The organism is Mesorhizobium sp. M0808, from assembly GCF_040320025.1.
In the GTDB taxonomy this organism is placed as follows: domain Bacteria; phylum Pseudomonadota; class Alphaproteobacteria; order Rhizobiales; family Rhizobiaceae; genus Mesorhizobium.
In genome coordinates this window covers 1-25,431 of the sequence record NZ_JAMYOX010000008.1, presented here as the reverse complement: position 1 = coordinate 25,431, position 25,431 = coordinate 1, and the positions used below count along the sequence as shown (strand labels likewise).

Annotated in this window: 22 protein-coding genes, 1 tRNA gene and 1 pseudogene; 9 read left to right on the top strand and 15 right to left on the bottom strand. The window is 62.9% G+C overall.

The genetic code is table 11. The features are described from left to right. Position 1: 1 nt before the first annotated feature. Positions 2–355, bottom strand: a complete 354-nt coding sequence (gene rnpA / locus NKI25_RS12695; protein ID WP_352539960.1) for a ribonuclease P protein component — start codon at positions 353–355, stop codon at positions 2–4. Between the two features lie 23 nt (positions 356–378). Next, complete coding sequence (gene rpmH / locus NKI25_RS12690) at positions 379–513, bottom strand: 50S ribosomal protein L34 (protein ID WP_008833937.1); 135 nt, start codon at positions 511–513, stop codon at positions 379–381. A gap of 334 nt (positions 514–847) precedes the next feature. Here rpmH and NKI25_RS12685 point away from each other — a divergent pair, with 334 nt between their 5' ends. The 3 genes from NKI25_RS12685 to NKI25_RS12675 all read left to right on the top strand — a co-directional run bounded on the left by NKI25_RS12685 (position 848) and on the right by NKI25_RS12675 (position 3,686). Further along, positions 848–2,335, top strand: coding sequence for an ATP-binding protein (locus NKI25_RS12685; RefSeq protein WP_352455990.1), 1,488 nt, complete (start codon positions 848–850; stop codon positions 2,333–2,335). Positions 2,336–2,647: 312 nt separating this feature from the next. Further along, positions 2,648–2,724, top strand: a tRNA-Arg gene (locus NKI25_RS12680). Positions 2,725–3,371: 647 nt separating this feature from the next. Then, positions 3,372–3,686, top strand: a complete 315-nt coding sequence (locus NKI25_RS12675) for an antibiotic biosynthesis monooxygenase family protein (protein ID WP_352701780.1) — start codon at positions 3,372–3,374, stop codon at positions 3,684–3,686. Between the two features lie 46 nt (positions 3,687–3,732). Here the strand turns inward: NKI25_RS12675 and NKI25_RS12670 are convergent, their stop codons facing one another. Together NKI25_RS12670 and NKI25_RS12665 are read right to left on the bottom strand one after the other, a co-directional pair. Beyond that, positions 3,733–4,875, bottom strand: a complete 1,143-nt coding sequence (locus NKI25_RS12670) for an alpha-hydroxy acid oxidase (RefSeq protein WP_352724652.1) — start codon at positions 4,873–4,875, stop codon at positions 3,733–3,735. A 69-nt stretch (positions 4,876–4,944) separates the two neighbouring features. Beyond that, positions 4,945–6,051, bottom strand: coding sequence for a LacI family DNA-binding transcriptional regulator (locus NKI25_RS12665; protein ID WP_352724651.1), 1,107 nt, complete (start codon positions 6,049–6,051; stop codon positions 4,945–4,947). A 606-nt stretch (positions 6,052–6,657) separates the two neighbouring features. Between NKI25_RS12665 and NKI25_RS12660 the strand changes: the two genes are divergently transcribed. The 4 genes and pseudogenes from NKI25_RS12660 to NKI25_RS12645 all read left to right on the top strand — a co-directional run bounded on the left by NKI25_RS12660 (position 6,658) and on the right by NKI25_RS12645 (position 10,983). After that, positions 6,658–7,620 carry a sugar-binding protein gene (locus NKI25_RS12660; RefSeq protein ID WP_352588525.1) on the top strand — a complete coding sequence of 321 codons (963 nt, stop codon included), beginning with the start codon at positions 6,658–6,660 and terminating at the stop codon, positions 7,618–7,620. Between the two features lie 114 nt (positions 7,621–7,734). Beyond that, entirely contained in the window at positions 7,735–9,279 is a 1,545-nt protein-coding gene (locus NKI25_RS12655) for a sugar ABC transporter ATP-binding protein (RefSeq protein WP_352783755.1), read from the top strand. Between the two features lie 23 nt (positions 9,280–9,302). Next, the gene (locus tag NKI25_RS12650; protein ID WP_023677502.1) at positions 9,303–10,298 is read left to right on the top strand and encodes an ABC transporter permease; all 996 of its coding nucleotides are present in this window, start codon (positions 9,303–9,305) and stop codon (positions 10,296–10,298) included. A 154-nt stretch (positions 10,299–10,452) separates the two neighbouring features. Further along, positions 10,453–10,983, top strand: a pseudogene (locus NKI25_RS12645) (DUF2231 domain-containing protein). 91 nt (positions 10,984–11,074) lie between these two features. On the opposite strand, the gene phnN reads toward NKI25_RS12645, so the two are convergent. The 9 genes from phnN to NKI25_RS12600 all read right to left on the bottom strand — a co-directional run bounded on the left by phnN (position 11,075) and on the right by NKI25_RS12600 (position 20,564). Continuing rightward, on the bottom strand, positions 11,075–11,704 hold the full coding sequence (gene phnN, locus NKI25_RS12640; protein WP_352464731.1) for a phosphonate metabolism protein/1,5-bisphosphokinase (PRPP-forming) PhnN: 630 nt from the start codon (positions 11,702–11,704) through the stop codon (positions 11,075–11,077). After that, positions 11,701–12,840 carry an alpha-D-ribose 1-methylphosphonate 5-triphosphate diphosphatase gene (locus tag NKI25_RS12635; RefSeq protein WP_023677505.1) on the bottom strand — a complete coding sequence of 380 codons (1,140 nt, stop codon included), beginning with the start codon at positions 12,838–12,840 and terminating at the stop codon, positions 11,701–11,703. The genes phnN and NKI25_RS12635 overlap by 4 nt, the downstream gene beginning before the upstream one ends. 96 nt (positions 12,841–12,936) lie before the next feature. Continuing rightward, entirely contained in the window at positions 12,937–13,644 is a 708-nt protein-coding gene (locus NKI25_RS12630; protein WP_023677506.1) for a DUF1045 domain-containing protein, read from the bottom strand. 154 nt (positions 13,645–13,798) lie between these two features. Next, on the bottom strand, positions 13,799–14,611 hold the full coding sequence (gene iolB, locus NKI25_RS12625) for a 5-deoxy-glucuronate isomerase (RefSeq protein WP_023677507.1): 813 nt from the start codon (positions 14,609–14,611) through the stop codon (positions 13,799–13,801). 2 nt (positions 14,612–14,613) lie between these two features. After that, positions 14,614–14,832 (bottom strand): DUF3329 domain-containing protein, encoded by a 219-nt coding sequence (locus NKI25_RS12620; protein WP_254815905.1) that lies wholly within the window; start codon positions 14,830–14,832, stop codon positions 14,614–14,616. A gap of 26 nt (positions 14,833–14,858) precedes the next feature. Further along, positions 14,859–15,776 carry a myo-inosose-2 dehydratase gene (gene iolE / locus NKI25_RS12615; RefSeq protein WP_352588522.1) on the bottom strand — a complete coding sequence of 306 codons (918 nt, stop codon included), beginning with the start codon at positions 15,774–15,776 and terminating at the stop codon, positions 14,859–14,861. Between the two features lie 15 nt (positions 15,777–15,791). Beyond that, positions 15,792–17,666 (bottom strand): 3D-(3,5/4)-trihydroxycyclohexane-1,2-dione acylhydrolase (decyclizing), encoded by a 1,875-nt coding sequence (gene iolD, locus NKI25_RS12610; protein ID WP_352588519.1) that lies wholly within the window; start codon positions 17,664–17,666, stop codon positions 15,792–15,794. A 34-nt stretch (positions 17,667–17,700) separates the two neighbouring features. After that, complete coding sequence (locus NKI25_RS12605; protein WP_352691443.1) at positions 17,701–19,635, bottom strand: bifunctional 5-dehydro-2-deoxygluconokinase/5-dehydro-2-deoxyphosphogluconate aldolase; 1,935 nt, start codon at positions 19,633–19,635, stop codon at positions 17,701–17,703. Between the two features lie 200 nt (positions 19,636–19,835). Continuing rightward, a complete protein-coding gene (locus NKI25_RS12600) occupies positions 19,836–20,564 on the bottom strand; it encodes an SDR family oxidoreductase (protein ID WP_352691445.1) in 729 nt (242 codons plus the stop codon). Between the two features lie 138 nt (positions 20,565–20,702). Between NKI25_RS12600 and NKI25_RS12595 the strand changes: the two genes are divergently transcribed. Further along, entirely contained in the window at positions 20,703–21,593 is an 891-nt protein-coding gene (locus NKI25_RS12595) for an AraC family transcriptional regulator (protein ID WP_352839816.1), read from the top strand. On the opposite strand, the gene NKI25_RS12590 is transcribed toward NKI25_RS12595, so the two are convergent. Beyond that, positions 21,590–22,435, bottom strand: a complete 846-nt coding sequence (locus tag NKI25_RS12590; RefSeq protein WP_352840022.1) for a MurR/RpiR family transcriptional regulator — start codon at positions 22,433–22,435, stop codon at positions 21,590–21,592. The genes NKI25_RS12595 and NKI25_RS12590 overlap by 4 nt on opposite strands. Before the next feature lie 153 nt (positions 22,436–22,588). On the opposite strand from NKI25_RS12590, the gene NKI25_RS12585 reads away from it, so the two are divergent. Continuing rightward, positions 22,589–23,698, top strand: a complete 1,110-nt coding sequence (locus tag NKI25_RS12585; RefSeq protein ID WP_352588509.1) for a Gfo/Idh/MocA family protein — start codon at positions 22,589–22,591, stop codon at positions 23,696–23,698. A gap of 213 nt (positions 23,699–23,911) precedes the next feature. On the opposite strand, the gene NKI25_RS12580 is transcribed toward NKI25_RS12585, so the two are convergent. After that, entirely contained in the window at positions 23,912–25,003 is a 1,092-nt protein-coding gene (locus NKI25_RS12580) for a 3-deoxy-7-phosphoheptulonate synthase (protein ID WP_352588506.1), read from the bottom strand. Positions 25,004–25,431 lie beyond the last annotated feature (428 nt).

Here is a 25,431-nt window from a genome sequence, read left to right as displayed (position 1 = left end):
CCTATCGTGTTCCACGCAATCTGCGGGAGAGTTCGGCCTTCAACTGGCCGAACGGAGTGGTAAGCACGTCTTCGCGCCCGACGATGACATAATCATTGCCCGGCGCCATGTCATCCGCGGCATGCGTGCGCACGGCCTCTCTGAGCCGCCGCCGGATGCGGTTGCGAACGACGGCGTTGCCGACCTTCCTAGTGACGGTGTAGCCGACGCGCGGCGCCTCGCTGTCGCCGCGGCCCAGGACCTCGACGAGGAAAAGCCGCCCGCGGCGCTTTTCGCCGCGGCGGACAGCCAGGAATTCCGCGCGCTTCAGAAGCCGCTTGGGATGGGCACCCGTTGGCTTGCCGGTTGCGGGCAACGATCTTGTCTCTCGCTTGGTGCTCAGGCGCTGAGACGCTTGCGGCCGCGGTTGCGGCGGGCTGCGACGACGCCGCGGCCACCTTTGGTGGCCATGCGGGCGCGGAAACCGTGCCTGCGTTTGCGGACGAGTTTGGACGGCTGGTAAGTACGCTTCATTTGTTTAAATACCGCGGGGTGCGGCCCTTCTTGATTCTGTCACTTTGTAACAGGAGCTTTGCCGGGCCGGTTTAGGCGCGATCGAAACCGCGCCGGGACGAATGGCCCGAGCGTGAGCGGGCTTATAGAAAGAAGGGTTTTGGAAGTCAATCCAGCGTGTCGGGCCGGCATTGTCGGACCGGCATTGAAGTCTTGCGGCCCTTTGTCCGGCTTCGACCAAGGATGAATTTGGCAAAAAAGCCGCAATCGCCTAATCTCACCCGATCAAGCGATCGTGAAGACGAGCAGTCCCTAAGACAAGCAGCCGTGATGACAGGCAGCCGTGACGACGAGCATGAGTGAAGTCCCAGCAACCGACGAAAGCATCGCCCAGGCGAAGGCGGCCACCCGCAGGGTGCCGCTGGCGCGCGGCCTGTCGACCAAGTTGCTGCTGCTCACCATCGTCTTCGTGCTCTTGGCCGAAATCCTCATCTTCGTGCCCTGGATCGCCAGCTACAGGCTGAGTTGGCTGAAGGAGAGGCTGAGCACCGCCGCCGCGGTTTCCATCGTCCTAGTGCAGGGCGAACCTGCCTCGCTGTCGCGTGCCGCCCAGAACGACGTACTGATGGCGATCGGCGCCAAGGCGATCGCCGTGCGCGACGGCGGCGTCTCGCGGCTTCTGGTCGTGGCCGAAATGCCGCCGCAGGTCGACGAGCATATCGATATCGCCAATGTCGGCATGATCGAGGGTATGACCGGCGCGCTGGACACGCTGTTTTTCGGCGGCAAGCGGATGCTGCGCGTTTTCGGGCCGGTCGGCGACAGCGACAAAGAATTCGAGCTGATCATGCCCGACCACCGCCTGCGCAATGCCATGCTGATCTATTCGCGCAACGTCGCCTTCGTCTCGCTGCTGATCTCGCTGTTCACCGCCATGCTGGTCTACGCCGCGATAGACCTGATCATGATCGGCCCGATCAGGACGATGACACGCTCGATGCTGTCCTTTTCCGAGGCGCCCGACGACCCCGGCCGCATCATTCACCCCGCCGCCCGGGCCGACGAGATCGGCGTCGCCGAACGCGAGCTGTCGCAGATGCAGGAGCGGCTGCAGAAGATGCTGACCGAGCAGAAGCACCTGGCCGATCTCGGCCTGGCCGTGTCGAAGATCAACCACGACATGCGCAACATCCTCGCCTCGGCGCAACTGATGTCGGACCGCCTGCGCCAGGTCAAGGACCCGACCGTGCAGGCCTTCGCACCAAAACTGCTGCGCGCGCTCGACCGTGCGGTGTCCTACTCGGAGGGCGTGCTGGCCTATGGCCGCACCCAGGAGCCGCCGCCGTCGCGCCGCAGGCTGCGGCTGCGCCAGCTGGTCGAGGACGTCCAGGGCCTGCTCGACATCGAATGCGGCATCGAATTCGTCAACGCCGTCGATCCGGTGCTCGAGGTCGACGCCGATTCCGACCAGCTGTTCCGCGTGCTCACCAATCTTAGCCGCAACGCCGTGCAGGCGATGGCGGCCGACACCGAGAGCGCCGTGGTGCGCCGCCTGACCATATCGGCCGAGCGCATCGGCAGCGTCAGCCGCATCGTCGTCACCGACACCGGCCCCGGCCTGCCGCCAAAGGCGCGAGAAAACCTGTTCGCGGCATTTCGCGGCTCGGCCCGCAGCGGCGGCACCGGCCTTGGCCTGGCGATCGCCCATGAATTGATCCGCGCCCATGGCGGCACGGTGGAGCTGGTCGAAAGCATCGGCGGCCGCACCACATTCGCGGTCACCATTCCCGACCAGCCGGTCCGGCTCGACCAGGCCCGCAACGGTCTGCGCCGCCCGGCGTAACGAACCGTTTCGTTACGGACCGTTTCAATTCGCAAATGGTTGGTCCGAGACTACGAGCCGTCGGCTCGGCCGCCGTGCAACGGCGTGTTTCGTTACGGGCCGTTCCGATTGGCAAATGACTGATCCAAGACGACGACCTATCGGCTCGGCCGCCGCGTGACGCGATCTTGCCTTCGCCGGCCGGCACATGACGGCAAAACTTTTGGCCAGGATCGGCTTGCTTTTCGCAAATTCAGTCGCTAGGGAACAGCTCACATTCGCGGCCGGTCGCCAGGATCGGATCGCGGGGCTATGCAAAGCATGGCCTGTTGCGCGCCCGTAGCTCAGCTGGATAGAGCACCAGACTACGAATCTGGGGGTCAGGAGTTCGAATCTCTTCGGGCGCGCCATTAAACCCATGCCTACCCCGGGAACATAGGTAACAGAATCTACCACCGGTGGCCGGAAAGTCGCGAGGGCTGAGCGCCATCCATGCCAAAAAGGGGATCGTCAGCTAATGCTGCTCAGTCGGCCTGCTTAATCTCCGGGCCCGGTTCAGTCGGCGGGCCTGGCGTGCAATCCTGGCCAGTGCATTCCTGCACGGGATCTTTCGCCGGCGGGAGACAATTTTGGCCTTCACAATGAACGGGCGGCTGCGTTGTTGCGGCTTTATTGTTCTACGGCACAGGCCGATCCTCAGCGCGAACGGCCGGCATTCCAAGGTCGATCATGGCCGTGCACAAGAGCGCAATCCGAAGCAAATTCATTTTCGCCTCCGCAACTGACAGCGAGACGCAGATTATACCTTCGAACTGCGGCCAACATCCTGTCACCCGCGAACGGCGTTAACAGCGCGTTTTCATTGCCGGTCGGAAGGGCGTACCGATTGAGATCGAGCGTCGTCCTCTTCCTGGCAAAATAGCGCCAGAAACGGGGCTTTCGGCCAGAGGTGACTGAAGCCAACCTTCCGATTTTCCTGTACACCTGTTCGAAGGGTTCGAGGCGCGTTAGGGCCTCGCATATTCGAGGTTTTCAGTTCTTTCACGGGGGAACGTACATGACGGCATTCAACAGCGTCCGCTTCCGGGTCAAGCCGGGTAGTGAAGACGAATTCGTCGAACTATTCAGCAGCGCTCCGCGCAATTTCGAGGGATTGCGAAAAATGGCTCTCATCAAATCGGGAGATGGCGCCTTCTTCTCGATTGGAGAGTGGGACACTTTTCAGCACATGGTCGATGCCAGGCACAAAATGCTGGGCAATCTTGATCGGTTCCGCCATACGTTGCAGCAGCTTGAGGGCGGATATACGGATGCTGTTTCCGGCGAGGCTGTCTTCGAAACGGACGGCAGGAGCAGCGGCAGGTCGGTATAGTTTCGCACTTCGAAAAGCTTATGCCGTGCGCCACTTCCCGGCTCTATTACCTAAACCGCACATTCCCCCTGGAAAGCTCTGCCACCGACCTGCATCCCATCAGCCGCATGTCGCGTTCGATCTCGGTTCGCATCAGGCCGAGCGCCCGTTCGACGCCGGCCTGTCCGGCGGCTGCCAGCGGGAAGAGATAGTAGCGCCCGACGCCGACGGCCTTGGCGCCCAACGACAGGGCCTTCAGCACATGCGTGCCGCGCTGGACGCCGCTGTCGATGATCACGTCTATCTTGTCGCCCACCGCGTCGGCAATCTCCGACAGTTGGTCGAAGGGGCTGCGCGAGCCGTCCAGCTGTCTGCCGCCATGATTTGACAGAACGATACCGGTGCAGCCGATGTCGACCGCCTTTCTGGCATCGGCGACGCTCATGATCCCCTTCAGGCAAAACTGGCCGTTCCAGAAGCGGACCATGTCTTCGACGTCCTTCCAATCCAGCGACGGCTCGAGGATCTCGGTGAAATAGCGGCTGATGGAAAGCGCTCCGCCGCCGAGATCGATATGGCCGTCCAACTGCGGCAGGCTGAACTTTTCGTGCGTCAAATAGTCGATAGCCCATCTCGGCTTGATCGCGAACTGCATCATGCCGCCGAGCGTAAGCCGAAAGGGGATGGAAAAGCCGGTCCGCAGGTCACGCTCGCGGTTTCCGCCGGTGACGCTGTCGACCGTCAGCATCATCACGTCGACGCCGGACGTCTTGGCGCGCTCCATCATGGCGCGGTTCAGGCCGCGATCCCTGTGGAAATAGAACTGATAGACCTGCGGCGTCCTGTGCTTGCGGACTTCCTCCAGGCTGACCGTGCCGAGCGACGAGACGCCGAACATCGTGCCGAACTTCTCCGCCGCCGCGGCGACGGCGCGCTCGCCGCTATGGTGAAACAGTCGCTGGAGAGCCGTCGGCGAACAATAGACCGGCATCGCCAGCTTCTGGCCCATGACGGTGACCGACATGTCGACCTGTCCGACGCCGGCAAGGACGTTGGGGACGAGATCGCAGTCCTCGAACGCCGCCGTGTTGCGCCGCAGCGTCGTCTCGTCGTCCGCGCCGCCATCGATATAATTGAAGATCGGACCTGGCAGGCGCTGTTTTGCCAGCCGGCGGAAGTCCTGAAAATTGTAGCAGCTTTGCAATCTCATGAAATCAATCGGGTATATGCCGGGCCCGATGTCAAGCCTGTGCCATTGTCGATCGCCGGCGCTCTCGCCTCAGCCCGCCAGAGCGCCAACCGACTCCCGCTCCACCAGCGGGCATTCGAGCTTGGTGATGGGATAGCGGCCACGACCGGGAGCAGCGGGGACTTCGAGCTGCTCGATCGCCCATTGTCCCATCGCCATATGCGGCAGGATCGACGTCGTCAGCGGCGGGAACAGATGCCGCGCGATCTCCTCGTCGTCATAACCGATCACCGAAATATCCCGGGGGATGTGCAGGCCGGCCTCCTTCAGCGCCTCGTAGCAGCCGATCGCGGTGCGGTCGTTCTGGCAGAAGATCGCGGTCGGCCGGTCCTTCAGCGCCAAGAGCTTGACGGTCGCGGCATAGCCGGCGCTCGCCGACCAGTCGCCTTCGACGACCAGCGCCGGGTCGAACGGAATGTCGGCCGTCGCCAGCGCCCGGCGGTAGCCCTTCAGCCGGTCCTGCGCCGCTTGCATCCAGGGCTCGCCGGTGATGGTGGCGATGCGCCGGTGGCCATGGCCGATCAAGTGGCGGGTGGAGCTCTGGCCGCCGGCGATCTCGCTCGGCACCACGGCGGGGAAGGCATAGTCGGCGGTGTAGCAGTTGAGCAGGATGACCGGAATGTCGAGGCCGTAGAGATAGTCCGGCGCGACGATCTCGCGGGTGAAAATGGTCATGTAGATCAGTGCCGAAATGCCCCGCTTGGTCAGTGCCGCGATGGCCCGGGGCTCCATCACCTCGTCGCCCATGGTCTGCGCCACCAACACTACATTGCCGGCGTTCCACGAGGCTTGCCGCGCCCCTTCAATGGCGACGACCGCCTCCGGGCTGGTCGCCAACTGGTCGACGGCGAAGCCGATCACGCCATCCAGCCCGTCGAATGCTGCAACCGGGGCTCGCAAGGCAGAAAACACGGGCGGCGAATAGCCCAGCGTTCGCGCCGTCTCGATCACCCGCTCTCGGGTTTGCTGCGACAGCCTGATGCCCGGCGTGTTGTTGAGCACGAACGAAACCGTCGCCTGCGAACAGCCTGCCGCCCTGGCGATGTCGGTCATGGTAACGCGGCCCTTGGGGTTTTTCCCCGACGGCTTGCGCCGCCTGGAGACATCGGGATCGCTGAGATCCGTCGGTTCGCTCATGGTTTCATGTTTCCCACCCCGGCCCGTCTAACCGGATCGCGTCGCGGGCGGCAAGCCGGTCCGACATGCCGCGTTTATAAACGGAAATCAAATTTATCATTATTATCAATCGAATCCCATCGCCCGCCATACGGCGGCGCAAACGACAATCTCGCCACAAAGCTTGATTTCTCGCGGATTTCTGCCGCTGCGCAAGCCATCGACGGTCCGCTCGATCCCCTGGCGCCTCTCTGCTCCACGCGGCGGCCAAGGCCTTGCCGCTCATGGCAAGCGACGTTCCAACCAAGAAACTAATACTGTTTACTAATAACTCGCAACGTTCTAAAGTCAATTTGTCATGCCCGGCATGGATCATGCTGGGCGCGGCAAATCGAGCGTGCGACGCGATGTCTGGCGGCTCTCGGGCCGGCGTAAATGCGTCGCGCAATCACGAAAATGTCAGACAAATCGGACTATTTACTAACCGCAAACGAGTGTCTAGAGTTTGCATCGTGGCTGGATTGGCGCCGTTCTTTCGCTGCCGGAACCCTTGAGGAGGAGGGGCGTCCAAGCCGCAATCCGCAAATTCACATCAGCGACACGACTGATTCAAATGGGAGGTTGAACATGAAATCTGTGATACGAAATACGTCCGTCGCCGCCGCGGCCCTGCTGCTCGGCCTGTCCGTCACGGCAATTGCGCGCGCCGACGACAAGCCGACGCTGGCCTTCGTCGTCAACGGCGCTTCCGATTTCTGGAAGGCGGCCGAAGCCGGCGTCAAGAAGGCTCAAGGCGAACTGCCCAACTATAGTCTGGAGCTCAAATATCCGGAACAGTCCTCGGTCGCCATACAGCAGCGCCTGATGGACGATCTGGTGACGGCCGGCGTGAAGGGGATCATGGTTTCGGCGGTGGACCCCAAGACGTCGACCGACGGGCTGAACAAGATCGCCTCGGAGACGGCATTGTTCACCACCGACAGCGACGCGCCGCAGACCAAGCGTGTCGCCTATATCGGCTCGTCCAATGTCGATGCCGGCAAGCAGGCGGCCGAGATCGCCAAGAAGGCAATGCCCGACGGCGGCAAGTGCCTCGGCTTCGTTGGCCTGCTCGGCGCCGACAATGCCAAGGAGCGCATCCAGGGCATGAAGGACGGCCTCGCGGGCACCAAGATCGAATTGGTCGACGTGCGTGGCGACGACATCGATCAGGCCCGCGCCAAGAAGAACGTCGAGGACGCGCTGGTCGCCAGCCCCGACGTCACCTGCATGGTCGGCTTCTACTCCTACAACACGCCGCGCATCTATGAAGCGCTGCGCGATGCCGGCAAGCTCGGCCAGATCACCGTCGTCGGCTTCGACGACGATCCGATCACGCTGGGCGGCGTCAAGGAAGGTACCGTCGCCGCCACCGTCGTGCAGCAACCCTTCGAATGGGCCTATCAGGGCATGAAGCTGATGGCTGCCTATCTCGAGGGCGACAAGTCGGGCGTTCCCGCCGATGGCCTGATCATCGTGCCGACCAAGATCATCGGCAAGGACGATGTCGACGCCTACGCCGCCAACCTCAAGGCGATGTCGGGAAATTGAGCGAATAAGTTGCGCCGGCTCAAGGGTTCGCCCTGAGCCGGCGATTCTATTGACGCGCCTCGCAAGGCCCGTCAGTCTGAGGCCAAAACGGCTCACCGGCTGCTGTCAGGCGTGATGAATTATTCCGACCCATCCATCGTTGCATCCACGGCCGCTCCGTTCCTGAGCCTCGACGGCGTGCGCAAGACTTATCCCGGCGTTGTCGCGCTGGACGGGTTCTCGATCGAGGTCAGGCCCGGCGAGGTCATCGGCCTGGTCGGCGAAAACGGCGCCGGCAAATCGACGCTGATGAAGATCCTCGGCGGCGTGACCCGGCCGGACACCGGCACCATCACCGTCGATGGCGTCGCCCATGACAGTCTGACCGTCGAAGCCAGCATCGGTTCGGGCATCGCCTTCGTCCACCAGGAACTCAACCTGTTCGAGAACCTCGACGTCGCCGCCAATATTTTCTTCGGCCGCGAACCGCTGCGCGCCGGCCCGTTCAGGCTGGTCGACCGCGCCAGGCTGCGAGCGCTGGCGGCGCCGCTGCTCAAACGCGTGGGCGCCAATTTCTCGGCCGATACGCCGGTGTCGGCGCTGTCGCTGGCCCAGCAGCAAATGGTCGAGATCGCCAAGGCGCTGTCGATCGAGGCGCGGCTGGTCATCCTCGACGAACCGACATCGAGCCTGCCGATCGCAGAAACCGACAAGCTGCTCGGTGTCATCAAGGCGCTGAAGGCAGACGGCATCAGCGTCATTTTCATCTCGCACCGCCTGCACGAGGTCGAGCGCGTCGCCGACCGCGTCGTCGTGCTCAGGGACGGCATGCTCGCCGGAACCTTGCCGAAGAGCGCCATCAATCACGACCAGATGGTCAAGCTGATGATCGGCCGCATGCTGAAGGAGAGGGAGAAGGCCGCAGAATCGGCGCGCCCGCCGGGCTCTGTCGCGCTGTCGGTCAAGGCCATTCGCACCGCTGCCTATCCCGACCGGCCCGTCGACCTCGATGTCAGGCATGGCGAGATCCTCGGCCTCGCCGGTCTCGTCGGCTCCGGTCGGACGGAGCTGGCGCGCGTCCTGTTTGGCATCGACAAGAGCTTTGGCGGCTCGTTCCAGCTTGACGGAAAAGATCTGGTTCTTGGTTCGGCCGCGGACGCAGTGGCCAACGGTATTTTCCTCGTCCCCGAGGATCGCAAGCTGACCGGCATCCTGCTCGACCTGTCGATTGCCCAGAACATCTCGCTGCCCAATCTGCCGGCGCATTCGCGGCGCTCGCTGGTCTCGGCCGGCGCGGAATCCGCCACCGCCGAGAAGCAGAAGACCAATCTCGGCATCAGGGCGCCCTCCGTCCAGACGCGCACCGGCACGCTGTCGGGCGGCAACCAGCAAAAGGTCGTGCTGGCCAAATGGCTGGCGATGAAGCCGAAGGTGATGATCCTCGACGAGCCGACCCGCGGCATCGACATCGGCGCCAAGGCCGAGATCTACGGGCTAATGCGGGCGCTGGCCGATGCCGGCGTCGCCGTGCTGATGATCTCCAGCGACATGGAGGAGGTGATCGGCGTTTCCGACCGCATTGCCGTCATGCATGAAGGCCAGATCTCCGGCATTCTCGACAAGGACCGGTTCAGCCAGGAAAACGTGCTGCTGCTGGCGGTCGGCAAGCAGCCGAAGTAGTTCGCAGGCACTGGGAGAAGACGATGAGCAAGAAAGATCTCGGCCTGCTGATCCTGATCCTGGTGGTCGGCGCGGTGGTGGCGATCATCAACCCACGCTTCCTGCTGCCGATCAATCTCGCCAACACCTCGAACCTGATCGGGTTGTTCGGCATCCTGTCGATTGGCCAAGCCTTCGTCATCATCACCGGTGGCATCGAATTGTCGGTCGGCTCGGTGGTTGCGCTGCTCGGCGTGCTGTTCATCGACTTCATCGCCACGCGCGGCATGGCCTGGCCGGTCGCCCTGCCGCTGATCCTGGTGCTCGGCGGCATCATCGGGCTGGCGCATGGCTGGCTGATCACCCGGCTCAAATTGCAGCCTTTCGTGGTGACTTTGTGCGGCCTGTTGATCTATCGCGGCGTGGCGCGATTCTACACCGCCGACGGCACCGCCGGCTTTGCCTTCGGACAGAACTTCCCGGAACTCGAGTTCCTGACGGCGGGGCGGTCCTGGGGCGTGCCGAACAGCTTCATCGCGCTGATCGTCATCGCCGTCGTCATGTGGGTGGTGCTGCACCGGTCGGTGTTCGGGCGCTATCTCTATGCCATCGGCAAGAACGAGGAAGCGGCAAAATATTCCGGCATCCGCACCGGCCGTATCGTCATGGCCGCCTATGTCATCTGCGGCGTGCTGACGGCGCTGTCGGCTATCTATTTCGCCATGTACACACGCTCGATCTCGCCGGCGAGCCACGGCCAGTTCTACGAGCTCTATGCCATCGCGGCCGCGGTGCTCGGCGGCTTCTCGCTGCGTGGCGGCGAAGGCTCGCTGATCGGCGTCCTGCTCGGCACGGTGCTGCTGCAGGAGCTGCAGAACCTCGTCAACCTGCTCGGCATCCCGTCCTCGCTCAACTTCGCCGTCATGGGCGGGGTGATCCTCATCGGCGTGCTGGTCGACCAGCAATGGGGCGTGTTCAGGGCGCGGCGGCGGATGCTGGAAGCCACACGCAAGGGCGTGGCGGGTGCTGCCGCTGAGTGACGCAAAAATAGCTGGATGAAATACGCCGACTGCCATGGCAGGTGGCGTGAAAGAGTCAGCCGGAGCTTCGCGACAGCAGTTCAGGTCGGTCTCTATTTGGAACGAAAACCCGTATCTGAGCGTTTATTTAAGCTTTGCTACGCGGAGGCGTTCCATGCCCACGAATCCAGTTAGTACCGCCAAAGTAGGAACTCACCCCCTCCACCCGATGCTGATACCTTTTCCTGTCGCGTTTCTTGTCGGTGCGTTTGTCACCGACCTGGTTTTCTGGGGGACTGCCGATGCCTTCTGGGCACGAGCATCGATGTGGCTGATCGGGGCAGCCATAGTAATGGCCCTTCTCGCTGCGACAGCCGGTTTTATCGACTTCCTCAACGAGCCGCGCATTCGCGCCTTGTCCGACGCCTGATACCACATGCTGGGCAACTTGACCGCGGTCGTTGTGGCACTGATCAATTTCTACCTTCGCTATGCGCAAGGCGCCGAAGCCGCGGTCCGCCCATGGGGTGTGCTCTTGTCGTTCATAGTGGTCTGCATACTGCTGTTCACCGGCTGGAAGGGCTGGGAGATGGTGTATCGGCACCACGTTGCAGTTCTGGACACACCAGCGGATGCGCCAGCGAAGCCTTCGACAACCACTGCCACGGATACTCGTCACGCTGGTCGGGACCGGCACGCCGCATGAGGCCATAATCCCGAAAAGTGGATACCGGTTTCCAAAAAGATATCGGTTAGACAAGTAGCGCCCATACCGAATGCATCGGATGGGCGCTACTTTAGATAAGGCCCGACATGTCGGAGAAGGCCATGGCCTTGCGCAGCACCTCGGCGAAGCGCTCGCCGGCGGCTTCACGAGGGCCGCTATTGTCGATCGAGGTGACACCCGGTCCGGACAGCGCGACATTGGCACTGCGCGCCAGCCGTGCCAGCACTTCGCCGCGCGATTCGCGACCGCGCAATGCCAGCCGCTCGGCCAGGATATCCGGTGTAGCCGTGATCTCGACGACAGCCAGATTGGCGTAGCGCTCCCGCAGCGCCGGGATGATCGCGCGCGAGACGTTGGCGATCGCGACACGGCCGTTTGAGACCGACCAATCGACTTCGGCCGGGATGCCATAGCGCAGGCCATGCGCCTCCCAGGAAATCGCGAAGGCGCCATCCGCTTCGGCCTCGACGAAGGCAACGTCGGCGAGCGTGTCGTGATCCTCGGTGGCCGCATCGCTCGGCCGGGTGATCACCCGGCGCACGAACTCCAGCCGGCTCTCGTCGGCAAACACGGCGCGCGCATAGCCGATCACCGTGTCCTTGCCGGCACCGCTCGGCCCGACGACGGCGACGAAGACACCGTCGCGGATCGGAAATCCCGTAGCGGACAATTCACGCTCGACCGATGCCGACACCATCATGCGACTCGGCGTCCCTGCCGCCAGACCGTGCGGACGACCGGGACATGGTCGTCGACGCGCACGCGAACCAGATCGGCGCGCCGGCCGGGCTCGATGACACCGCGATCGGTGAGGCCGACCGCCTCGGCCGGGTTCTTCGAGACCATCGCCACCGCCTGTGGCAAGGAAATGCCCTCGACCACGTCGCCGAGGAAGAAGGCTGACTGGATCAGACTGAAGGGAATGTAGTCCGACGACAGGATATCGAGCAGGCCATCGCCGGCCAGCGTGCGGGCCGAGACATTGCCCGAATGCGAAGCGCCGCGCATGACATTCGGCGCGCCCATCAAAACGCCGAGCCCTGCCTTTTTCGAAGCCCGAGCCGCCTCCTCGGTGGTTGGGAACTCGGCGACACGGACGCCTTGCTCGATCGCTTCGTCGACATGGCCGACGGTCGCGTCGTCATGGCTGGCGAGCACGATGCCGCGCTCTTGGCAGGCAGCGGCGATGAAGCTGCGATTCGGGCTCGAGTTCTTCGCCGATTCCGCCATCCGCTTTTCGCAGAATTTCTGGAAATCGCGATCGGTCAGCTTCAGCTTGCGCTGGTAATAATAGGCATAGGTTTCGAGATCGACGAATTGCCGCTGTCCGGGCGCATGGTCCATCAGCGACGCCAGCCTGACCCGCTCGTCGCCGTCGAAATTGGCGAAGGCCGTGAGGCAGTCCGGCGCCGAAACCTCGCAACGCAGATGGAGGAAATGGTCGGCCCTGAGCCGGTCCTGCTGCACGCTGTCCTCGATCGCGTCGGCCAGCTTGCGTATGTCGGCGGCCGTCAGGTCGGCATCCTCGTCCATGCCGACACGCAAAGCGTCGAGCACGGTGGTGATGCCGGCGGTCGCCACCTGCGCGTCATGCGCGAGCACAGCTGCGATCGGGTTCCAGCGCACTTTCGGCCGCGGCGCGTAATGGCCTTCGAGATGATCGGTGTGGAGCTCGACCAGGCCAGGGATGATGAAGTCGCCGCCCATGTCCTCGCCGCTGCGGCCGGGTCCGGCATCGATGGCGGCGATCATGCCGTCGCGCAGCACGATCGACCCTTCGACGATCTGGTCGGCGAGCACGATCCGGGCGTTGTCAAGAACAGTCTCGGCGGTCATTTCAAGCAGTCCTTGCAGGATTTTGCAGCCAACTGGAACCAATTGGCGTCGTACAAATGCGGTTAGAACAAATAGTCATTTAGGCAGTTCTTCTGGTCAGGCAGTTCTTCTGGCCGGGCGGCGCCCGAGCGCGTGATGGGACAGCACCATGAACGGTGCGCCCGGTTCAGTTTCCACAAACAGCGTCAGCGCGTCCACCGCCACCGGCCGTTGCAGCACGTCCGCAAACAGGCTGTCGATTGCTAGGCGAAGACGAGGGCTTTCCTGTGACGACACCCGGCCGGACAGCGTCATATGGAAGCGAAACGTCTCGAAGACATAGGGATAGCCCCACTGGCAGAGATTGCGGAACTCGTCGGGCTTCAGCGAATCGGGGCTGCGCCGTTCGATCTCGGCTTCCGTCAACGGCGCGCGGAAGCGGTCGAAGTCGCGCACCACGTCGTCGGCGAAGCGGTTGAGCGCCGGCAGCGGTGCTTCCGGCAACAGCGCGAAGAAGCCGTCGATCTGGCTGACGACGAGGCGCGGGATCGTAACCACCGGCGTCGCCTCGGCAAAATCGTCGAGTGCTGCACGAAGCGAGGTTTCCGTCTCGGTGGAGGCCAGTCTGAAGGGCGCCTTCAGTGTCGCATGAAAGCCATAGCGGCGCGCCGAGGCGGTATGGAAGGCAACTTCTGCCGCCGACAACTCGCCCGCAGCCTCGACCGGCTTTGTGGCGGCACCGAATGGGTCGCGGCCGAGCCAGTTGGCGGCGATCCGTGCCAGCGGTTCGTCTTGTCGGGGGGTGAAATAGATCGCGTAGCGCATCGAAGTTCCTCGTCAGCCCCGCTGCCCATAGGCGATTTGCATGACGAAATGACGAAGCTGGTGATTGCTTCTGATAACAAAGTTGTCCAGGCGGGTCATTAGCCGACGATTTTTTCGCCTTGGACCAGCGGATGAAGGCGAAGCGAAAAACCTGTTAGGCCTTCATCAGCCATTCGTGCTCGGGCGCGTTGTGGAATTTCCACGTCCGCTTCGGTCCGGCCATGACGTTGAGATAATAGAGATCATAGCCGTGGCAGGCTGCGCAGGGGTGATAACCCTTGGGGACCAGCACGACGTCGCCATCCTCGATCGCCATCGCCTCGTCGAGCGAACGAGCACCGTTCTCGTCGGCATCGGTGTAGACGCGCTGGAAAGCAAAGCCCTGTGGCGGGTTGAGACGGTGGTAATAGGTCTCCTCGAGATAGGATTCAGCCGGCAGATTGTCCTGGTCGTGCTTGTGCGGCGGATAGCTCGATGTGTGGCCGCCGGGTGTGATGACCTCCACCACCAGCAAGGAATCGGCCGGCTTGCCCTCCGGCAGGATGTTGGTGACATAGCGCGTGTTGGTGCCTTTGCCGCGAACCTCCTGGCCGAGATCGTCGGGCCCGATGACACGGACCGGCAGACCGCCGCCCAGTCCTGGCGCCGAACAGACGGCAAGTTCGAGATCGGTATCGGCGCTCACCGACCACTCCGACCCCTGCGGCACATAGACCGACCACGGCTTGCCCTCGAACGGCGACATGCGTTCGCCGAGCAAGCCGAGATCCTTGCCGCCGGCCTTGGCCTTGCCCTTGCCGGTGACGAACACCAGGCAGACCTCACGATCCGCGGTTTGCCCGGAAGCGCTCTCGCCGGGCCTGAGCCGATGCAGATCGAAGCCGACATAGGTCCAGCCGGCGCTTTGCGGCGTCACATGGGCGATGCGGCCGTGGCCCTTATTGGCTTTGACGAGCAGCTTCGACATGGTCATTCCTTCGGTTTGGCGTCTGCCGATGGCTTGTCCTCGTCAGCCGGCTTGTAGAGATAGAAGAATTGCCAGACGGCATAGCCGGCGAAGCCGAGCGCGATCACGCCCCAGAACGGTGTGCCCGTAGCGAATTCGATCACCGACCAGACCAGGCAGACCGCGACAACGGCAACGCGCCGCCACAGCGGCCGGAAAAACGGGTGCTCGGAGTCTTTCATCGGATCAACACCTTTCCTCGCGAGCCTCAAGCATTGGGAAAGCCCTGTGTCTCCACCGTATAGCCGGCCGCCGTCATAGCCCGCATCAATTCCTTGTAGCCGACCTGCGCCATCTTGAGCGGCGGGTTCTTCTTCGGATCCTGCTCGGCCTCGACCACGAACCAGCCTTCATAGCCATGGTCGGCGAGCCTCTGGACGATGGCGCCAAAATCCAGCGAGCCATCTCCCGGCACGGTGAAGGCGCCAAGTGCCACCGCGTCGAGGAACGATTGCTTCTCGCGATCCAGTCCCGCGATCACCTCCATGCGCACATCTTTCACATGCACATGGTTGATGCGCGGGTGGTGGTTATCAATAGCGCGCAGCACATCGCCGCCGGCAAAGGCCAGGTGACCCGCGTCGAGCAGCAATGGAATGCCTTCTCCCGAATAGCGCATGAAGGCATCTAGCTCTGGCTCGGTCTCAACTACTGCCGCCATATGATGATGGTAGGAGAGCCGCATGCCTTGCTCTGCACACCATTCGCCGAACTGCGTGAGCCGCCGGGCGTAGGCTTTCATTTCCTCGTCCGAAAGCCTGGGCTTGCTGGCGAGCGGCTTCGAGCGGTCGCCCTGGATGGAGCGGCCGACTTCACCATAGACGATGCAGGGCGCGTTCACCGCCTTGAACAGGTCGATCATCGGCTGGATACGATCCTTGTTCTTCGCCATGTCTTCGTCGACCAGCGTCCCCGAGAACCAGCCGCCGCAAAGCGTCACGTCGGCCTCTTTCAGGATCGGCAGCATGATTTGCGGATCGTTGGGAAAGCGGCGGCCCATTTCCATTCCGGTAAAGCCAGCCGAGCGCGACTGGCGCAGGCACTCCTCCAGCGACACATCATCGCTGAGTTCGGCAAGATCGTCGTTCCACCATGCAATGGGGGACATGCCCAGTTTGGCTTTCAAGTCGTCACTCCAGTTTCAGACATTCGAGGCGCGTTCGCGGATGGCTAAAGAAACCCGCCCGCTCAGCGCTTCCTCATATTTCTTGCGCGCCGCATTCACTTGCGGCCGTGCCGAGACTTCCGGCACTGCGACATCCCACCAGCTTCCACCGGCCTCGGTCGAAACCAGCGGGTCGGTGTCGATGACCAGCACGGTCGTTCGCGTGTTCTTCTTCGCTTGCGCCAGCGCCGTTTCCAGCCCGGCGATCGATGGCACTTTTTCGGCAATCGCACCCATGCTCGCAGCATGCGCGGCGAAGTCGATCTCGGGCAAGGTTTCGTGACGGGCGTCCTTCAGCAGATTGTTGAAGTTGGCGCCGCCGGTCGCCATCTGCAACCGGTTGATGCAGCCATAGCCGCGGTTGTCGAGCAGCACGATGGTCAGCTTGAGGCCGAGCATCACCGAGGTCGCGATCTCGGAATTGAGCATCAGATAGGAGCCGTCGCCGATCATCACCACGACCTCTTCGTCCGGCTTGGCCATCTTGACGCCAAGCCCGCCGGCGATTTCGTAGCCCATTGTCGAGAAGCCGTATTCTGCGTGATAGGAGCCGGGCGCGCCCGCCTGCCATAGCTTGTGCAATTCGCCGGGCAAGCCGCCGGCGGCATGAAGCAGTACCACGCCGGAGCCCATGGCGCGCTGTACTGCGCCGATCACTTGCGCGTCGGACGGATAGGCGGCATTGGTCGACGCCGTCACCTTGTCGGCATCCGCTTGCCATTCCTTCTTGCCGCTAATCGCATTGTCGGTCCAGTCTGAAGGGGCTTTCCAGCCTTTCAGCGCCGCAGCGAGTTCGGCGAGCCCTTCCGCCGCATCGGCGACCAGCGGCAGCGCCTGGTGCTTTCCGGCGTCAAAAGGCTGGACATTGAGCCCGATGAGGGTCTTGCCGGCATTCTTGAACAGCGCCCAGGAGCCGGTGGTGAAATCCTGCAGTCTGGTGCCGACGGCAAGCACGACGTCGGTCTCTTCGGCCAGCCTGTTGGCCGCCGAGGTGCCGGTAACGCCGACCGCAGCCATGTTCAGCGGATGATCGTCTGGCAGCGAGGATTTGCCGCCTTGCGTCTCGCAGACCGGAATGCCGGTGTCTTGCACCAGTTTTGCCAGCTCCTCGGACGCCTGCGAATAGAGTACGCCGCCGCCCGCGATCACCAGCGGCTTTTTCGCCGCTTTGAGTACCGCGACTGCGGCCGCCAGTTCGTTGCGGTCCGGGCGCTGCCGTCGCGGCGTCCAGAGTCGCTCGGCAAAGAAACTCTCGGGGTAGTCATAGGCCTCGGCCTGCACGTCCTGGCACAGCGCCAGCGTCACCGGGCCGCATTCGGCGGGATCGGTCAGCACCTGCATGGCGCGGTTGAGCGCCGGCATGATCTGCTCCGGCCGCGTGATGCGGTCGAAATAGCGCGACACCGGGCGGAGGCAGTCATTGACCGTCGCCGTGCCGTCGGAAAAATCCTCGGCCTGCTGCAGGACGGGATCGGGAATGCGATTGGCGAAGACGTCGCCGGGCAGAAACAGGACAGGCAACCTGTTTACATGCGCAAGTGCCGCAGCGGTCACCATGTTGAGCGCGCCGGGGCCGATCGAACTGGTCGCGGCCATGAAGCGACGGCGGAAATTGGCCTTGGCGTAGGCGATCGCCGCATGCGCCATTGCCTGCTCGTTATGGGCACGGAAGGTCGGCAGTTCGTCGCGAACCTGGTAGAGCGCCTCGCCGACGCCGGCGACATTGCCGTGGCCGAAGATCGCCCAGACGCCGCCGAAGATCGGCACTTTCTTCCCGTCCATCTCGGTCATCTGTCGAGCAAGAAAGCGGGTCAGCGCCTGCGCCATCGTCAGGCGGATTGTCTTGGTCATGTCGGGTCCTCCGCAGTCCTTATGCCGCGCCTTCTTATGCTGCTTTGCGGCCGCGCGCCGCAAGCCATGCCTCGGTCAGTCTCTCGAAGCGAGATGCCATGTCGGCAACCGCTTCATCGTCTGACATCTTGCCGGCAAGCCATTGTTCGGCCGCGTTGATGAAGATGGTGCGGCCGACGGCAAAGCCCTTGACGATAGACGCCTTGGCGGTGGCAGCAAAGGCCGCTTCCAATTCGTCCTGCGGCGCTTCGAGGCCAAGCAGCACAATCCCGCGGCACCACGGATCGTTCTTCAGGATCACCGCCTCGATCTTTGCCCATGCGCCGGCCGATGCCTGCGGTTCGAGCTTCCACCAATCGGGCTTGATGCCGAGTGCGTAGAGTTCCTCGAGCGCGCGCGGGATGGTCATGTCGTCGAGCCTGCCGTGCTTGCCGGCGATGATCTCGACCAGAAGTTCTCTGCCCACTTTCCGCGCGGCCTCGAACAAAGCGCGCAGTTTCTGCTGCTGTTCGCTCTTCAGCGCCGCGGGATCGTCGGGATGATAGAAGCACAGGCACTTGATGCAGTGGTCGACCGGCCATTCGGTCAGTTGCGAACCTATGTCTTGCGAGAACTCGAAGCGAAGCGGTCGCGAACCCGGCAACTCGACCGGCCGGCCGAGCCAGGCGAAGGAATGGTGGGCGAATTCGAACATCGCCTCGCGTCCGTATTTTTCGTCGAGCAGCATGCCGTAGCCGGCGCGGCCAGCCGCGACCTTGGCCGCAGCCTTGACCGTCAGCACCTTGAAAGCTGGGATTCGCGACGGATCGGCGCCGGCTTTTGCCGCGACATCCTCCAGCTGGACGCGGTGGTCGCAGGCGAACGCCATCAGCGAGGGGATGTCGCGCCGGCGCGTGGTCGCCCAATGGATGTGATTGATCGCCTCGTCCTTGCGCAGCGCCAGATGCTTGCTGCCGTTTTTCAGGAAGAAATTCAATTCCTCGAAAGTCGGGTATTCCGGTGCGCAGAGCAGCCGCGACACGGCAAAGGCGCCGCAGGCATTGGCCCAGGTCGCCGCCGTCGCCAGGCCTTCCTCGCCGAGCCAGCCGCGCAGGAAGCCCGACATGAAGGCGTCGCCGGCGCCGAGCACATTGTAGACCTCGATTGGAAATCCCTTGCCGACAATACCGTCCTCGAGGTCGTCGCTGATCGGCCCGTCATAGACGATGCAGCCCATGGCGCCGCGTTTCAGCACGATGGTTGCCGCCGACAGCGAGCGGATGGTTTTCAGCGCGCTCAGGCAATCGTCTGCGCCCGAGGCGATCATGATTTCCTCTTCGGTGCCGACGATGAGATCGCAATCGGGCAGCACCGTCTTCAACTGCGCCGAGACGCGGTCGGATTTCACATAGCGCTCGAAGCCTTCGGCGTGGCCGGCGAGACCCCAGAGGTTGGGGCGGTAGTCGATGTCGAACACCACCTTGCCGCCCTTGGCTTTCATGACACGGATCGCCTTGCGCTGGGCGGCGTCGCTGTTGGGCCGTGAAAAATGCGTGCCGGTGACGACGACCGCGCGTGCCGAAGCGATAAACGCCTCATCGATATCGTCTTTCGAAAGCGCCATGTCGGCGCAATCGCTGCGATAGAAGATCATCGGCGAGACGCCTTCATCCTCGACCGACAGCAGCACCAGGGCGGTCAGCCGCTCCGGATCGGTCTTGAGGCCTTGGACCGAAACGCCCTCGCGGGTCAGCTGCTCGCGGATGAAGCGGCCCATCTGCTCATTGCCGACGCGGGTGAGCAGCGCCGAGCGCAGGCCGAGCCTGGCAGTACCGACCGCGATATTGGCCGGACAGCCGCCGACCGACTTGGCAAAGGAAGTAATGTCCTCGAGGCGCGAGCCGATCTGCTGACCATAGAGATCGACGGAAGCGCGGCCGATGGTGATGATGTCGAGCGGCGAATATTTCGCTTCCACGGCTTCGCCCATTCAAACCTCCCATCGGCTTTGTTGTCTTGGGTAACACGCGCGAGCGGCAGCGTGGCGCCGGCAATATGAAATAATAATTCCAATCCATAGTCAATATGGAACGAGCATTCCCAAGGCTGAAAAGTGCTGTGCAAGGCTCGCGCGTTCAGAAACTTTGAAGTCAGACGAACGTCAAGTGTCTACCACTGAAACCAGCTGATTTACCAAGGAAGCGGGCCATCATCGTTGAAGTACCCGGCGGTCGGGCCATCGGCGTCCAAGGTCGCCAGGTGAATGACGATCTCGGCCGCCTGCTGCACCGTGCGGTGACCTTTATACCCGTTGAGATCGGTGGCAGTGTAGCCGGGCGCCGCGGCGTTGATCTTGATGCCTTGGGGCGCGAGCTCCCTGGCGAACGCCACCGTGATGGCATTCAAGGCTGTCTTGGAGCTGCCGTAGCCCATCATGTTAACGGCGTGGTTCGCAGTGGCGGGATCGAGCGCCCGGCCGATGGACCCGGTGGAGCTGCTCACCATCACGATCCGGGCAGCAGGTGCTGCTAGCAGCAGCGGCAGGAATGCCTGGGTCACGCGGATCGGGCCGAAGACATTGACGTCGTAGGTGGCCTGGATGTCGGCGATCCGCTGCTGGCTCGGCGGCAGGTCGTAATTGATGGCGACGCCGGCATTGTTCACCAGCACGTCGAGGCAGGGGCTGGCCTGCCTGAATGCCTCGGCTGCCGCCTTCACACTGTCATCCCGCGTGACGTCCAGCTCAAGCCACTCCACGTCGAGGCCTTCGGCGCGCAATGCCTGCGCCGCCGCCATGCCGCGTTCGGCGCTCCTGGCGCCGAGCCAGACCTTGAAGCCCATGGTCGCCAGTCGCCGGGCGATTTCACGGCCTATACCCTTGTTGGCGCCGGTCACCAGCGCGCTTTTCGATGTTCTCATAATCGGTGTCTCCATTTTTCTTGTGGAAGACCCACAAATGGTGCGAGGCAGCGGGCGTTGCGCGCCGGAAACTCTCCAGCTCTTGCCTAATCCTCTCACGCTGTTGCGCCGCCGGTGCGAATGCGCGATGCTGGCGCAATGAGCGAAGCGCTGCAGGAGTTGATCGAGATCGCCAGCCGCCATGCGCGCGGGCGACGAACAAGAACGGCGGTTCCCCGCGTTTCGATCGGCCGCAGCGAAGTCGCCACGCCGCCATTGTCAGGGGTGTGGGGGTCGGGGATCTTATTCGTACTGCAGGGCGCGAAGACGGTTCTGATCGGCGACCGGGCTCTTCGTTACAATCCGGCCAGCTATTTCATCTATACTGTCGAGACGCCCACCATCAGCCAGATAATCGAAGCGAGCGCGGCGCGTCCTTACCTGGCCATTGGCTTGACCCTTGACCTGCAGGCCGTCGCCGCGCTCCTCGTCGAACACGCGCCGGCCCTCAGTGGCGACAGTTTCTCCACCTCTCCCGCTGATGACGATCTGCTCGACGCGTTGCGTCGAATGATGCGGCTGCTTGACCGGCCAGCGGAGATTCCCGTGCTCGCGACCATGATCGAGCGAGAGATGCTGTTTCGGCTCCTGCAAGGCCCCCAAGGCGGAAAGCTTCGTGAACTTGCGCGCGCCGATGGCCATCTGTCCCGGATTGGCCGGGCGATCGCCTGGATCCGTTCGCATCCCCATCAGCCGGTCCGGGTCGGCGATCTGGCCGAGATTGCCCGTATGAGCAGTGCTGCGTTTTATCGTCACTTCAAGGCGGCGACGGCCATGAGCCCAATCCAGTATCAAAAGCAAATCCGCTTGCTGGAAGCCCGCCATCTGCTGATTGCCCAGCCGGGCAACGTCGCACGTGTCGCCTTCGCCGTCGGCTATGAGAGTGCTTCCCAGTTCAGCCGGGAGTATGCCCGCCAGTTCGGGTCGCCGCCTGCCCGCGACGCAGCGCGGCTTTCGGCAGAAGGCGAAACCGCAATAGAGGTGATCTAAGGCTTGCGCTTCTTGCCAGTATCGCGCCGCTTCTCGCCGACCGCGACGGTCAGCGCCATAGCCAAAGCCATCGTCGCCGACAGCGAGCGGAAGCCGGCGAAATCGGCCTCGGCGACCTCGAACCAGATCCTGGCGAATTGGGCGAGTGGCGAAAAGGAGCTGTCGGTAATCGCCACGATCGGCACGCCTTGCTCCGAAATGACGCGCGCCTCCTCGATGGTGGCCGGGGCATAGGGCGAAAAGCTGATGGCGATCACGGCGTCCCTTGGAGAGGCAAAGCCGATCATCTCTGCATTGAGGCCGGCGGCCGATTCGATCAGCTGGTTGCGGATCTTGAGCTTGCCCAATGCATAGGCGATATAGGAGGCGACCGGGTAGGAGCGCCGCTTGGCCAGCACGTAAATGGTTTCGGCCTTGGCCAACACGGTGATTGCATCTTCGAAATGGTCTTCATTCAGCGTGCGCGAAATGTCGTTGAGCGAGGTACTGGCTGCGGCAACAAAACCGTCGAAAATCGCGCGGTGGCCGGCGCCTTCCTCGGCCTTGGCGCGCAATGCCGCCAGCCTTTCATCATAGGATGAGTTGCGCTCGCGCAGGCGCTCGCGAAACACCAACTGCAGGCTGGTGAAACCATCAAAACCAAGCTGCTGGGCAAAGCGGATCAGGGTCGAAGGCTGGACACCGGCGGAAGCGGCGATGCTGGCAGCGGTGCCGAAGGCGATATCGTCTGGGTTGTCGAGCGCATAGGCGGCGATCTGGGCGATACGTTTCGGCAAGCTGTGGCGCCGCTCCAGGATCGTCGCCCGCAGCGTCTCGAAATCGCGCGGCACCCGTTCGTCCATCGTCGCTCCGCCCAGGCTCATCGTCTGGTTCCCTCTGTGCCCCATCATAGCGGGCCTGTGCAAGAACACCATAAAAAATGAGACAAGCGTTCCATCTCCAGACAAAATGGACTAATTCATCCACACAAATTTTGCACACAGGGAGGCAAGCGGATGGTCGGGGTAGGTCTTATCGGCACGGGTTTCATGGGCAAGTGCCACGCCATTGCCTGGAACGCGGTCGGCACCGTCTTTCCCGATGTGGCCAAGCCAAGGCTGGTCCATCTGGGCGAGGTCAACGAGGATCTTGCCAAACGCCGTGCCAGCGAATTCGGCTTCGCCAAGGCGTCCGGTGACTGGCGCGCCGTCGTCGACGACCCGGATGTCGATGTCATCTCGCTGACCACGCCGAACCAGTTCCACCCGGAAATGGCCATCGCCATCCTCGAAGCCGGCAAGCATCTGTGGTGTGAAAAACCGATGGCGCCGAGCTTCGCCGAGGCGCAAGCAATGGCCGCGGCGGCCCAAAAGTCCGGCAAGGTCGCCGCGCTTGGCTATAACTATATTCAGAACCCAGCGATCCGCCATATCGGCGCGCTGCTCGACGAGAAGATCATCGGCGAGGTCAACCATCTGCGTATCGAGATGGACGAGGACTTCATGGCCGATCCGGAGGCGCTGTTCTTCTGGAAGCACGAGGCGGCGTCCGGTTACGGCGCGCTCGACGATTTCGCCGTGCATCCGCTGTCGCTCATCGCCGTACTGTTCGGCCGCGTTGCCCGCGTCATGTGCGACATGGCCAGACCCTATGCCGACCGCCGCGTCGCCTCGGGCGGGCGCCGCGCGGTCGAGACCTACGACATCGCCAGCATCCTGATGCATCTCGAAAACGGCATCGCCGGCACGCTGCTGGTCAACCGTTCGGCCTGGGGCCGCAAAGGCCGGATCGCCATCCAGATTTTTGGCTCGAAGGGCTCGATCCTGTACGACCAGGAGCGGATGAATGAGTTCCAACTCTATCTGACGGCCGACCGGCCGACCGAGCAAGGCTATCGCACCATCCTGGTGGCGCCGCATCATAAGCCTTATGACGCCTTCCTGCCGGCGCCCGGCCACGGCCTTGGCTTTAATGACCTCAAGATTATCGAATGCCGGGAACTGTTGACGCGACTTGCCGGCAAGCCGGCGCGGATCATCGATTTCGACGAAGGCCTGGAGATCGAGCGCACGGTGCACGCGATGGCGCGCTCGTTCGCGGAACAGCGCTGGGTGGAGGTGCGGTAATAAGCCCCTTCTCCCCTTGTGGGAGAAGGTGGCCGAGCGAAGCTCGGTCGGATGAGGGGGTGTTGACGGATCGCTACAGCGAAGAAATAACCGCTTAAAATCCCTCAATATTTTACGCCAAGTTTCTTCCAGCACCCCTCATCCGGCTCGGCGCTGCGCGCCGATCCACCTTCTCCCACAAGGGGAGAAGGGACAGGGCCGGCATTGGCTGCCTCAGGCGGCTCCCGGACGGCCAGCGATCATGGCGCGTCGCGCCGACCGGCGCTGCTCGACGGCGTCGGCAAGGCCGTGCAGCACCGTTTCGGTGGTTTCCCAGTCGATACAGCCATCGGTGATGCTCTGGCCATAGACAAGCGGCTTGCCGGGCACGACCTCCTGCCGGCCGGCGACCAGATTGCTCTCGATCATGATGCCGATGATGCGCTCGTCGCCCGCCGCGATCTGGCCCGCCACGTCAGCCGCCACCAGCGGCTGGTTTTCCGGCTTCTTGTTGCTGTTGGCGTGGCTGACATCGATCATCAGCCGCGGTGCCACGCCGATCCGGCCGAGTTCAGCGGAGGCAGCAGCTATGCTTGCCGCGTCATAGTTGGGCGCAATGCCGCCGCGCAGGATGACGTGGCAGTCCTCGTTGCCGGTGGTCGTCGCGATGGCGCTGCGCCCGCCCTTCGTCACCGCCATGAAATGATGCGGCTGGGCGGCGGACTTCACCGCCTCGGCGGCAATCCGCAGATTGCCGTCAGTGCCGTTCTTGAAGCCGACCGGGCAGGAGAGGCCCGATGCGAGCTCGCGATGGATCTGGCTCTCTGTCGTGCGTGCGCCGATCGCGCCCCAGGCGACGAGGTCGGCAATGTATTGCGGAGTTGTCATGTCGAGGAACTCGGTCGCTGAGGGAAGGCCGAGATTGTTAACCGCCGAGAGCACGTTGCGGGCCATCCGCAGACCCTTGTCGATGTTGAAGCTGCCGTCGAGGTCGGGATCGTTGATCAGGCCCTTCCAGCCGACCGTCGTGCGCGGCTTCTCGAAATAAACCCGCATCACGATCTCCAGCCGGTCCGACAGGTTTTCACGCAGCGATGCCAAACGGCTGGCATAGTCTACGGCGGCGGCCGGGTCGTGGATCGAACAGGGGCCGACGACGACCACCAGCCGATCGTCTGTGCCGGTCAGCACGGCGTGGATCGCATTGCGTGACGCGGCAACGGTGCGCGTCGCCGTCAGCCTGCGCGGTATCTCCCGCATCACCTCGTCCGGCGTGCTCAATTCCCTTATTTCTTTGACCCGAACATCGTCTGTGGTCGTCAACACGGCTTATGCTCCTGATTGGGAGACCTGCCGGCTGAAACAAAAAAGCCGCCAGGTCTGGCGGCTGTTCGGATATTGTTGCTGCAATCTTCAGATCGAGCGCAATCCTCCCGCCGCCAGCGAGCTCATAAAGTACCAATAGGTGGCGGTCAGGTTGATCATGAGGGCTGATATAGTCGACGCGGAGGCGCTTGTCACGTGCCTGGTGAGGAGGAGGTTTACTCCAGCCCATTCGCGATTGGCTGAAGCCCCCGAACTTCGTCATCCCAGGGCGAAGCAGGAGCGGAGCTCCGTCGCGGAGACCCTGGGATCCATATGTGGACGGCGCCCTGCCTGCAACGGTTGTTTTGCGTCGTTTTCGATCGCTTGCGTCCATATGTCCGGCCTTTGAGCACGGTCCTTGCGGCCGCTGGCCAAGGTGGGGTTCGCGA